Raw genomic sequence first — 12528 nt, 5'->3', positions numbered from 1 at the left:
CCCAAATTGTTAAATGTTTTTAGCATATAAAAAAACTCTCATCCCTTTATAAAAAAGGGACGAGAGTTAACCCGCGTTGCCACCCTAGTTGATGCAAATAGCTGCATCCGCTTTACACAGTTAACGCCTGCAAAACGTCAATACCTACTTATTTAATGATAGAAGCAATTTGGAAAATCCGGCAAATAGCCATTCAAGCTTCTAATCCCTGTTCAGCATCGATCCTAAGGAATGTCTTTCAATAGGTCATAATGTGAAAATGTTCTCAGCCGATGACATCTTCTCTCTTTTCATCAGAATCCTAAATACTTTTTCCCTCAATGGTTTCTTGTGTATAATCATTTACTCGTTTATTGAATGACTATAATCATAATCTGTCTAAAAAAGAATGTCAAGTACGATTGATTTTTTTCTTTAACATTTTCACTTCACCTAAAGAAATGCCTAATTCTTGTGCTATTTCCATATGGTTCGCATGATTCTCAAGTTCCATAAACCGATGTAAATTCACACCAAACACGTCTTTATTTTGCGTAGAATTCCATTGTTTTTCAGTATATCGCATACGATCATTTCCTCCCATAAGCTTATCTTTGCCTAAATAGAGGATTTTTATTAAAATAAGACAAAATGATAGTCGATAATTAGGGGGGATGTTTTGCGTATTTTGCCAACAGCTATATTTATTGTCAGTATGTTTCTCACGCTTTCATCAAGTGTTTACGCAAACAGGGACATAATTAACCCAAAGACCGTCACCATTCCATATGAAAATACACAAATCCGTAGTGGTCCATCAATTGACGATGAAATAATCGATTTCGCCAAAAAAGGTACCACATTTGACGTTCTTGCGGAAACGATAGAATGGTATAAAATTTCCAACGAAAAAATTACTGGATTTGTATACAAACAGCTAGTTGACAAGCAGGAGACTGCAACTAGTAAAGAGATTAACAACAAAACAATTGTAATTGATGCTGGTCACGGCGGTAATGACGTTGGTGCAATCGGAGCATCAGGAATATTTGAGAAAAACCTTACGTATAAAACAGCATTAACCTTACAACAAGGGCTCACAACGCTTGGGGCAAACGTTGTATTAACAAGACAAAAAGATCAATATATCTCATTAGCCAGCCGAACAAGTCTTACTAATGTGACTGACGCAGATGCATTTGTCAGCATTCATTATAATAGTGTCCCTCAGATACCAGAGGCAACTGGAATTGGGACATATTATTATCAAGATTATAATCAATCATTAGCAAACAATATACAGACTGAATTGATAAAAGGAACAAATGCTAATGACAGGAGCACAGATTTTGGTGATTACCAAGTGTTACGACAAAATTTCAAACCAGCAGTGTTAATTGAACTAGGATTTATCTCCAACGAAAAAAAAGAACAATTATTATTATCAGATGCCTATCAGAAACAGTTGGTAAACGGAATCATCAGTGGGCTTACGAAATATTTTTACGAGTAGGATGCTAACCACGCAAACAAGTTTGACCTTTGTAACTAAGTTCGGATAACGTGGGGAAAGCGAAGTGTATTTCCGTAGCGGTAATTAGTGCACAGTTTATATCAATTAAGAATTAAAAAGCAACAAACATTACGAAAATAGCCTATAAAAAACACTAAGGCGCTTATATACCATATAAAATAATAGAGTGCTAAAACTATTGTAATTTAGCACTCTAATTGTTATTTACGGTTTTCTCCAAAATACCGAACTTTTTCTCCTATAGGGTTCTATTATTTATCTTTGCTGTCTACAACCAATGTGACGGGGCCTACATTAGTAAATTGTACATCCATCATTGCACCAAATTCACCTGTTGCAACCGTAACACCTTGCTCTGTTACTAATTTATTAAAATACTGATACAATTTGTTTGCATCGTCTGGCTTTGCAGCTTGAAGAAAGTTCGGCCGCCTTCCTTTTCTTGTATCACCATACAATGTAAATTGCGATATCGACAGCAGCCTACCAGCAACATCTTTTAATGATAAGTTCATTTTGTCATTTTCATCTTCAAAGATTCGCATATGAACAATTTTATTTACCAAGTATGCCGCATCCTCTTCTGTATCATCATGGGTAACCCCAAGCAATACAACCAAACCTTGGTCAATGGCACCGATTGTTTCTCCGCTCACTGATACACTAGCATCACGTGCACGCTGTATAACAGCTTTCATGATATCTCTCCTTCGCGACGCACAAATGGGAGAAGGAAAATCCCCATCCCCATTACATGCATTTCCCTTTATTGCAATGTTCGTGTCACCGTATAGACATCTTTGATTTGCTTAATTCGTTCGACAATTTTTCGTAAATGGCTTGTATTATGAATAAGTATTGTAATATTAATGATTGCCATTTTATTTCGATCTGACCGGCCGTTTACTTGGGTAATATTCGTTTTCGTTTCATTAACGGCCTGTAATACCTCGTTTAATAAACCTCTGCGGTCATAACCCGAGATTTCTAAATCAACATGATATTGTTTTTTCTCAGTTTGATTACTTTCCCATTGGACATGTAAATACCGTTGCTGCGCTTCTTCTGTTTGCACATTTGGGCAGTCAGCACGATGAACCGAGACACCACGGCCTTTTGTAATATAGCCAACAATAGCATCGCCAGGTACAGGATTACAACATTTGGATAATCGAACTAATAAGTTGTCAACACCTTCCACTTTTACACCTGAATCGCGTTTATGTGACTTTTTTTCCTTCACTTCCGTTTTTACTTCCTCAAGCGTTTGCGAAAGTTCCTGTTCCTTTTGTTTCGTCTGTCTTATTTTATCGGTAAGTCGAGTGGCGATTAATGCAGCAGTTATTCCTTGATAGCCAACAGCTGCATACATGTCATCCTCATTCGTGAAATTGAATTTATCAAAAACACGCTGCAGATTTTCTTGTGTCAACACTTCCTTTGGTTCAAGTGCCAGTGCTCGTATTTCCTTATCGACTGATTCTTTCCCTTTAACAATGTTTTCCTCACGACGCTGTTTCTTAAAAAATTGTTTTATTTTGTTTTTAGCCTGTGATGTTTGGGTGATTTTCAGCCAATCCTGTGATGGACCATACGAATGTTTTGACGTCATCATTTCAATAATATCGCCATTCTTAAGTTTATAATCGAGCGGCTCCATTTTGCCATTAATTTTCGCACCAATTGTCTGGTTGCCAATCTCAGTGTGAATTTTATAAGCAAAATCCAGTGGAACAGATCCAGATGGCAGCTCAATCACATCACCTTTAGGAGTAAAAACATAAACCATGTCGGAAAATAAATCGACCTTCAACGACTCCATGAATTCTTCCGCATCATGCGTTTCATTCTGCCACTCAAGTATTTCTCTAAACCAGGTCAATTTCTCTTCAAACGACTTTTTATCCTTATTTAATTGGCGTCCTTCTTTGTACGCCCAGTGTGCAGCAATTCCATATTCAGCAATTTCGTGCATTTCTTTTGTACGAATTTGGACTTCAAGTGGATCTCCTTTGGGTCCAATAACAGTCGTATGCAAAGATTGATAAAGATTAGGTTTAGGCATGGCGATGTAATCTTTAAATCTACCTGGCATTGGTTTCCAGCATGTATGAATGATCCCCAAAACCGCATAACAGTCCTTGATACTATTAACAATAATTCTTACTGCTAATAAATCGTATATTTCATTAAATTGTTTATTCTGTTTAACCATTTTCCTATATATACTGTACAAATGTTTTGGTCTTCCGGAGATATCCGCTTTAATATTAACATCTTTGAGCTGTTCATTAACCTCGTCCATTACATCTTTAATATAGGTCTCACGCTGTTCCCGTTTTTGCTTCATAAGCTGAACAATACGGTAATATTGTTGCGGATTTAAATAGCGTAATGCTGTATCCTCTAATTCCCATTTAATTGTTGAAATACCAAGGCGGTGTGCTAGCGGAGCAAAAATTTCCAGTGTTTCATTGGAAATTCGTCGTTGCTTTTCAGGTTTTAAATGCTTTAATGTTCGCATATTATGTAAACGATCAGCGAGTTTAATTAAAATAACCCGAATATCTTTTGCCATTGCTACAAACATTTTCCGGTGGTTTTCTGCTTGGATAGCTTCTTTTGATTTGTATTTAATTTTACCTAATTTCGTTACACCATCAACAAGCATAGCAACTTCATGGTTAAATTCTGTCTCGATTTGTTCAAGCGTAATGTTCGTATCTTCCACAACATCATGCAAAAAGCCACCAGCGATCGTCTCTGGATCCATCTCAAGTTCTACCAAAATACCCGCAACTTGAATCGGATGGATAATATATGGCTCACCGGATTTTCGAAATTGATCATGATGAGCCCCATTTGCAAATTCATATGCGCGACGAACAAAAGCAGTATCTTCTTTTGAAAGATAAAGGCTAGCCTTGTCTATCACATTTTCAATTGTCATAATAGCTTCCTTTGCCATGTAATCACCTTTATTCGTTGCTTTAGAATTCTATAATAAGTCTATTTTAATACTTTTGTCTAGTATTGAAAATTTTTGTATAAATGTAAAGAAAAAATTTATAATTAATATGAGTCATGCTCAAAAAGTTAGCCTAAATTTATGGTTCCTGAACCAACCTCTATAAATTGAAGATTATTTCTCTATTATATATAAATACATCCCATTTTAACAACCTTTGTGTAACCGATTTTTGATACTTTATTCCCCTTAAGGCCCTTTTCGTATAAATTGTTGCTATTCCCCCCGGGCCTGAGTACAATTCGCGCATCTTGGGGTGATGTGTGAGCATTTTCTCTTAAAGTGTAACAATAGGTCTGACGAAAAATAAACCTCGTCAGACCTACATTCCTGTTATTTATTTCTTTTCGGATTGCTTTATCTTAGTATTGCATTAACGTTAATACATCATAACCGTCAAGTTTATCGCGGCCATTTAAATAAGATAGTTCAATTAAAAATGCGCAACCCACAACGACGCCACCAAGCTCTTCTACTAATTTAATTGTTGCCTCTATTGTACCGCCAGTAGCAAGTAAATCATCGGTAATTAATACACGTTGTCCCGGTTTGATTGCATCTTTATGAAGTGTTAGGATATTTTTACCGTATTCTAAACCATAATCAACTTTTATTACTTCCCGTGGTAATTTACCTTCCTTTCGTACAGGTGCAAACCCAATCTCAAGTGCATAGGATACCGGACAGCCAATAATAAAGCCTCTTGCTTCTGGTCCAACAATAATATCAATATCTTTTTCTTTCGCAAACTCCACTATTTCATCCACTGCCGATTTAAATGCCTTCCCATTGTCCATTAATGGAGTAATATCTTTAAATTGAATTCCTTCTTTTGGCCAATCCTCAACTATTTTAATATAGTTTTTATAGTCCATAGATAACCTCTTCCTCCTTGGGTGCTTCCACATCTTCTTTACATGATGAAAACCACTCTTTTAGTTCTTTATAATTAGAATAGTAAAGTACTTTTTCGATGTCAGCTTGTCTCAATCGTTGCTGATACAACTCAGAATCTTGTAAATCATGTTTGTCAAGATTGGGATTTAATTGCATAACACCGTTCTCTATTTTAACAAATCCTAATTCAAAAAACACGTTAGACATAAAGAGTATTCGATCTTTTGTCCATCCTCTTGCACTCATCAACATATTGATTTCTTGTTTCAAATCAATTACCTTTCGCGTGCGAATTTGTGCATAGAGCCATTTGAAATCATTTCTTGACGGAAAAACTTGCATATACGTGCTATCCTCTACATAGAAACATACATGTATACATGATGGGTTTGTCTTTTTAATAATCGTTTGTAAATGATCAAGTTCAGGTGGTAAATCAAATAAAAACAATGATTCCACTTTGTCAAAAGCAGTTAGATCTGTCTCATAATCAATAGCGGATACCTGCAGTGGAGAGCGATCTGAACCCTGGCTGCAAACGACTAAGTCTGCATTGGAATTTGTTATAAAAGGTACTATATCTACCTGTTTTTTCCCTCGATGATCAAATAACTGCCATTCTTCAATTCGCAGATCCTGGATGACAATCTGTGGCTTTCGAATTCCATTCCACTCATTAATCCCAATTTCACCAACAAGTGATACGTGCGTCTGCTTTGAAATATGGTTATATAAATCACCTAACCCAAATCCAATACCATCCAGTTGTGCGGTTTCCTGTTTGAATTGCATTTTAAGATGCTTCTTATTATTTCCAAGTTGCCGTATGTCTGTTGGAATTTGTTTAATATGAAAAATTGGTTTTGGATTTGCCATCCCAAACGGTGCTAATTGACTAATTTCATCAATCAAAGCTTCGTTAACTTCAGGGACGCCGAGTGTTTTACTAACTTCAATTTCTTGTTTAAAATCTTCATCAGTCAGTTGTTGCTTGATTAATTTGTTTAGTTCATCCTGTAGCAATGGTACATTATCGATTGGTAACGTCATCCCAGCAGCCTGAGCATGTCCGCCAAAATGGGTAAATAGATTTCTAACCTGCATACAGTTTTTAAACAAATCGAATTTAGGGATACTACGTGCTGACCCTTTCACCTGTGTTTCATCTGAATTAATGGCTAATACGATTGCCGGCCGATCATATTTTCGAACTAGCCTTGAGGCAACAATGCCAAGGACTCCTTCGTTCCAACCTTCTTTTGCAACAATGATTACCCTATTTTCAGGTTGAACCATTTTTTCCGCTTCTTTGACAATATTAGCGACAATCTGTTTACGCTCCTCGTTCAATTGCTGTACCATTTGTGCTAACTGTTCCGCTTCCTCTTGGTCATCTGTCAACAATAATTGCACAGCTAAATCAGCATCTTGCAATCGTCCAACAGCATTCAGCCGTGGACCGATTAGAAATCCAATATCTTCCTCGGTAACATTTCCATCGATTTTGCAGATGTTTTTTAATGCTTTCAACCCATGTCTATTAGTGGTTGTCAGTTTCTGCAAACCAAAATAAGCTAGGATTCGATTCTCACTAACAAGTGGGACCAGGTCTGCAATGGTACCGATCACCACTAAATCTAATAACTTCTCAGGAAAATAACCTAGTAAATGTTCAGCAAACTTAAACGCCACCCCAACTCCGGCAAGTTCCTGAAACAAATAGTCTGGTGAGCATTTGGGATGAATAATCGCCAATGCGTCAGGTAATCGTTCTTGCGGCTCATGGTGATCGGTAATAATCAAATCAAGGCCAAGTTCTTTAGCGACCTCAGCTTCTTGAACAGCTGCAATACCATTATCAACGGTAATAATTAATCGATACCCATCTACATATGCTTGTCTAAATGCCGCTTCATTCGGTCCATATCCTTCTGTAAACCGATTGGGAATATAATAATCACAGTCAGCTCCTAACTCTTGCAAAGCTGTCAATAAAACTGTAGTTGAGCTTACCCCATCAGCGTCATAATCCCCATAAACAAGGACCTTTTCATTTTGCTCAATTGCTTTATGTACACGAGCAGATGCTATATCAATTGATGCGAGTTTACTCGGATTTTGTAAATTTGTCAGATCGGGCGATAGAAATTCTGCTGCAGTCTTTGCTGTCGTTATTCCTCGTTGTAATAAAAGCTCTTGCATCACAGGGGACATCGTTATCGTATCATCCATCCATCGCACTGTCTCATCTTGTATTGTTGTAAATTTCCATGTCGCTTTACTTTGTAACATAAGTTCACCCCTGACCAATCTATTATACACACATTGAGTCAAGGGTAGCAATTAGAATTTATTATGTTTGACTTTCTTCATCGTTTTTAGTCGATTTTGTTTTTTCTTGTGTTTGCTTTTTCAATTTGTCTGCTAATCCGTTTTTAACTAACAGATCATGCATTTCTTTATTACTATCCTTTAGTGTACGGATTTCACGTTGCAGTCGGAACATTCTTACTACACCAACAGCTGCTGTTATGATTCCTCCCATTAGTACAGAAAATAAAATAACTAAAATAAGTGGTGCCTCACCTGACCAGAATAAATAATTTACTTCAACTACATCAACGTTGGTCACTGCGAACACAGCTACAACGATAACAAAAATGATAGCAAGAATTACATATGTTTGCCCTCGCATGGACTGCCTCCCTTCCTTATATTTAAATTACCCCGATTTTAAAAAAACAAACCCTTGCTACAAACTTGTAACAAGGGTTTTCTTTTTTAAACTTGCGGTCCTTCTGTTCGTTTTTTCTTAGCAAATACAACCGGTTTTTTCTTAATCATTTTCCCGCGCCAAACTAGCCATAACTGGGAAGCAAGGAATAATGATGAATATGTTCCCGCTATAAGCCCTACTGTTAAGGCAATAGCGAAACCAGTGATTGATTCGGCACCTAAGAACAAGAAGGCCAAAACAGCAATAAGTGTTGTTACTGTTGTATTAATACTACGTGTTAATGTTTGTACCAAGCTCTTGTTCACAACTTTTGCAAGTTCTTTAAAGGACTTGACTCGTTTTTTCTTCTGTAAGTTTTCCCTAATTCGGTCAAAGGTTACAATCGTATCATTTATCGAATAACCGATAATTGTGAGTACCGCGGCAACGATTGTCACATCAAACTCGATTCTGGTAAAGCTAAAAATGGCCAAAACGAAAAATGCATCATGGATTAACGCAATAATTGCTGTAACCGCAAAGAATAGTTCGAATCGAAATGCTACATAAATAATCATCCCGATGGCGGCGATTCCGAGTGCATACAACGCATTTTTAACCAATTCCTGCCCGACAATTGGTGATACAACACTTACACTTGGCTCAATACCATATTTATCGTTGAAATACGATTTAAGTTCAGCAATTTTATCCTTATTTATTACCGTATCGTAACGCACAACGGCAACATTTTGGTTATCACCAGAAAGAACAACTTCCTCCTTTAAATCTAACTCTTCCAGATCATTTTCTATTTCTTCTGTTTTCAAGCTATGATCTGCCATGATTTGAACACGTGATCCACTGGTAAAATCGATCCCCGGGTTTAATTGGAAAATCAACAATGAAGCAATCCCCAAAATAACCATTATTGCAGAAGCGATAAAGAATTTGTTGCGATGCTTAACAATATTCACTTCACGATTAAACACTTTAGGTTCTACTTCTGTTGAATCCTTAATATCCTTAATGTCTCGTTTCTTAACACCAAACCAGCCTGGTCTGTTTTTCAGGAATTTGGTTTTTATCCATAATTGTAATAATAATCTTGATCCATAAACCGCTGTTAAAAAGCTGACCACGATGCTAAGGATCAACATGGTTGCAAACCCTTTAATGGAGCTTGTACCGAAAATAAATAATACAGCAGCAGCTAATATTGTCGTGATATTTGCATCGACAATCGCTCGTAATGAATTGCTTGTACCTGCCTTAAATGCTGCCTGGAGCGATTTACCTTCCCGTAATTCTTCTTTAATTCGTTCAAATGTAATCACGTTCGCATCAACAGCCATACCAACACCTAGTATCAGAGCGGCAATTCCTGGTAACGTAAGCACACCATTCATTAATTCAAAGAACAGTAGTATTAGATAAATATAAACACTTAAATTGACAGCAGCAATAAATCCTGGGAAGCGGTAAACAGCAATAATAAATAAAAAGATAATGCTTACACCGATTATTCCAGCAAATACCGTCTTATCCAATGCTTGTTCCCCAAACTGAGCCCCAACAGACGTCGAGTATTTTTCCGTTAGATTAACTGGAAGGGAACCAGAATTTATGATGTCCGCCAATCGTTGTGCCGACTCAACTGTAAAATTACCTTCTATCATAACATCCGACGTATTCAGTGTCTTTGATACAGCAGGTGAAGAAATATATTTTGGTTCTTCTTTTTTCGTCTCTTCAGCAAATGAATCCCCTTTTTGATAATCCATCCAAATAACAAGCAAATTATCTTGATATGGGGTTTCAGGGTCTTGCATTTGTTTAATTTCACTTGTTACTTTTCCAAATTTGGACGCATCTTTTAATGATAACGTGACAATAGGTTGTTTTGTGTCGGGATGGAAATCTTGCTTTGCACTTCCTTCCTTAACATCTGATCCATTGAGTAATTCATTATCATTCACGTCGCGAAATGAAAGGCGAGCAGATGTGGACAACATTTCTCTCGCTTCATTTTGATTTTTAACGCCAGCCAGCTGTACACGAATTCGATTTGGGTCTTCAATGTCAATGTTGGCTTCACTAATACCAAGTCGATTGACACGCTCACTTAACGTACGTACAGTTGCCTCAAGTAATTCGCGATTGACCTCTTGATCTTCGTTAACGGGGTCAACATCATATAAAACTTCAAACCCACCTTGAAGATCCAATCCTAAATTTATGTCTTTTGTAATTCCGGTTATCGTTGTCCCAATCGTTCCTGCGAACAATAATACAATCAAGAAAAAGGCAACGATTTTGCCTCTGTTTTTCATCTACCAAATGCCTCCCTTTTTACGCTTAAACAATATGTAATTTGTTACTCATCTATTGGCTGCTGATCCCCAGTTAACGCAGCAATAGACGCCATTAAATCATCATCTTGGTAGGCACTCACCGTTAAATAACTCATATATACATTTGATGCAAGATGAAAAATATCCTGCGTTACTTCATATAAACGTTTTGACGGATTACCTTTCCAAACTTTTTGCACTAAACAATTCCAAATGTCGTCATTTGTTACCTGTGAATATCCCAATAGTTTCAATTCACTTGTTTTACTATCCAAAGCTGGTTTCAAAAGCGATTTCCAATCATCAACATTCCGCACAATCTCCAAGTTCTTCCCCCCTGTTAGCACGCAGAAGTTTAAATTCTGTTTCTTGTCATGCTTGGCCAACTGAATTGCATATATATCATTGTATACGAAATTTTATTTTTTGAGAAGGCAGGTCGTACGAAATGACCAAACAAACATTTCTACAAGGTACACTGATATTAATTGCTGCAGGCATGATCTCCCGCTTTTTAGGTTTTATTAACCGAATGGTACTTGCTCGTTTTATGGGAGAAGAAGGTGTTGGTCTTTACATGATGGCACTGCCAACACTATTTCTCATTATGACATTAACACAACTAGGTTTGCCAGTGGCCATATCCAAACGAGTTGCAGAAGCGGAAGCGAGAAATGATCGGGTAAAAGTTAAAAAGATTCTTGTTGTCTCGTTAATTGTTACCGCAATTTCCAGTGTTTTTTTCACGATTGGAATGATTATAGCAGCACCATTTATTGCATCATTAACGGATGAGCGTACATTATATCCATTAATCGCCATAAGTCCAATTATTCCAATTACTGCAATTTCATCTATTCTGAGAGGGTATTTTCAGGGTAAACAAAATATGAAGCCACAAAGTTATACCCTCGTAATTGAGCAAGTAGTGCGGATCACTAGCGTTGCTCTATTCATCAAGCTACTACTACCGTTTGGCGTTGAGTATGCTGCTGCAGGCGCAATGTTTAGCGTGATTCTAGGCGAATTTATCTCCTTACTCGTGATGATTCAAATTTTTAAACATAAAAAGAATATAACGATCCGCTATCGATTTTTCAACTATTTAAAGTCAAGTAAAGACACACTAAAAGAATTATTTTCTATTGCCCTACCAAGTACAGGCAGTCGATTAATAAGTTCATTTTCTAACTTTTTGGAACCAATATTAGTTGCTCAGAGCCTAGCTGCCGCTGGTATTTCTAGCAGTTTAGCAACAAAGCAATATGGAGAACTAACGGGATTCGCTCTACCACTCTTATTTTTACCAACTTTTATTACACAATCCCTATCAATTGCTTTAGTTCCATCCATATCTGAAGCAGAAGCAAATAAACATAACCAGTTAATTCACTATCGGATCCATCAATCCATTCGTATCTCATTCGCTTCGGGAGCGATTGCAACGATTGTCTTGACACTTTTTTCCGTTCCAATTTTAACATATATGTATGGGACAGGAAATGCAAGCAAATTTCTAGTGCTTATGGCCCCTTTTTTCCTGTTGCTTTACATTCAGGCTCCACTGCAATCTGCATTACAAGCATTGGATTTAGCAAAACCTGCTATGTGGAATAGCCTGATTGGAGCAATTTGTAAATTTACCGTACTTATTTTATTGGCATCCAATCCGAAATTCGGTATCATGGGTGCAGCTATAGCAATGTCAGCAAGTGTTGTATTGGTTACATTGCTGCATCTTGCGGCACTGCACAAAGAAATACGTTACTCGATTCCATTAAAAGACATTACTAAAATGATCCTTTTATTAATTATTACTTGGTTAGTTGGCAACTTCTTAAAGAACATTTATGGTTTAATGGATACAAATATTTTTGTCTTCCTATCTATCCTAGTAATCTTATCTGGTATTTACATCATACTACTATTTTTATTAAGATTCATCACAAAAGCAGAACTAAAGCAAATTCCGATACTGCAAAAATGGATTTAAAAAATAACCTGCCACATTGATTCAAAC

General features: G+C 36.9%; 10 protein-coding genes and 1 other annotated feature. Of the genes, 2 read left to right on the top strand and 8 right to left on the bottom strand.

Annotated elements, in window-relative coordinates:
• Nucleotides 1-52: 52 nt before the first annotated feature.
• Nucleotides 53-330 (bottom strand) — a binding site (T-box leader).
• Between the two features lie 61 nt (nucleotides 331-391).
• Entirely contained in the window at nucleotides 392-565 is a 174-nt protein-coding gene (locus tag C8270_RS20285) for a hypothetical protein (protein WP_199794675.1), read from the bottom strand.
• A gap of 93 nt (nucleotides 566-658) precedes the next feature.
• Between C8270_RS20285 and C8270_RS11935 the strand changes: the two genes are divergently transcribed.
• The gene (locus C8270_RS11935) at nucleotides 659-1492 is read left to right on the top strand and encodes an N-acetylmuramoyl-L-alanine amidase (protein WP_106497049.1); all 834 of its coding nucleotides are present in this window, start codon (nucleotides 659-661) and stop codon (nucleotides 1490-1492) included.
• Nucleotides 1493-1764: 272 nt separating this feature from the next.
• On the opposite strand, the gene dtd is transcribed toward C8270_RS11935, so the two are convergent.
• The 7 genes from dtd to C8270_RS11900 form a co-directional block, all read right to left on the bottom strand.
• Nucleotides 1765-2211 (bottom strand): D-aminoacyl-tRNA deacylase, encoded by a 447-nt coding sequence (gene dtd / locus C8270_RS11930; RefSeq protein WP_106497048.1) that lies wholly within the window; start codon nucleotides 2209-2211, stop codon nucleotides 1765-1767.
• 68 nt (nucleotides 2212-2279) lie between these two features.
• Nucleotides 2280-4481 (bottom strand): RelA/SpoT family protein, encoded by a 2202-nt coding sequence (locus tag C8270_RS11925; protein ID WP_106497047.1) that lies wholly within the window; start codon nucleotides 4479-4481, stop codon nucleotides 2280-2282.
• A gap of 422 nt (nucleotides 4482-4903) precedes the next feature.
• Nucleotides 4904-5416: an adenine phosphoribosyltransferase gene (locus C8270_RS11920; RefSeq protein ID WP_106497046.1), complete on the bottom strand. Its 513-nt coding sequence runs from the start codon at nucleotides 5414-5416 to the stop codon at nucleotides 4904-4906.
• The gene (recJ, locus tag C8270_RS11915) at nucleotides 5406-7730 is read right to left on the bottom strand and encodes a single-stranded-DNA-specific exonuclease RecJ (protein ID WP_106497045.1); all 2325 of its coding nucleotides are present in this window, start codon (nucleotides 7728-7730) and stop codon (nucleotides 5406-5408) included. The genes C8270_RS11920 and recJ overlap by 11 nt, the downstream gene beginning before the upstream one ends.
• Nucleotides 7731-7791: 61 nt before the next feature.
• Nucleotides 7792-8133, bottom strand: a complete 342-nt coding sequence (locus C8270_RS11910) for a LapA family protein (RefSeq protein ID WP_106497044.1) — start codon at nucleotides 8131-8133, stop codon at nucleotides 7792-7794.
• Between the two features lie 86 nt (nucleotides 8134-8219).
• On the bottom strand, nucleotides 8220-10487 hold the full coding sequence (gene secDF, locus C8270_RS11905; protein WP_106497043.1) for a protein translocase subunit SecDF: 2268 nt from the start codon (nucleotides 10485-10487) through the stop codon (nucleotides 8220-8222).
• A gap of 44 nt (nucleotides 10488-10531) precedes the next feature.
• The gene (locus tag C8270_RS11900; protein WP_106497042.1) at nucleotides 10532-10834 is read right to left on the bottom strand and encodes a post-transcriptional regulator; all 303 of its coding nucleotides are present in this window, start codon (nucleotides 10832-10834) and stop codon (nucleotides 10532-10534) included.
• Nucleotides 10835-10956: 122 nt separating this feature from the next.
• Here C8270_RS11900 and spoVB point away from each other — a divergent pair, with 122 nt between their 5' ends.
• A complete protein-coding gene (gene spoVB / locus C8270_RS11895) occupies nucleotides 10957-12501 on the top strand; it encodes a stage V sporulation protein B (RefSeq protein WP_106497041.1) in 1545 nt (514 codons plus the stop codon).
• Nucleotides 12502-12528: the final 27 nt, after the last annotated feature.

Origin of the sequence: Lentibacillus sp. Marseille-P4043 (assembly GCF_900258515.1) — a bacterium.
GTDB lineage: Bacteria > Bacillota > Bacilli > Bacillales > Amphibacillaceae > Lentibacillus_C.
This window is presented reverse-complemented; position numbering and strand designations above follow the sequence as displayed.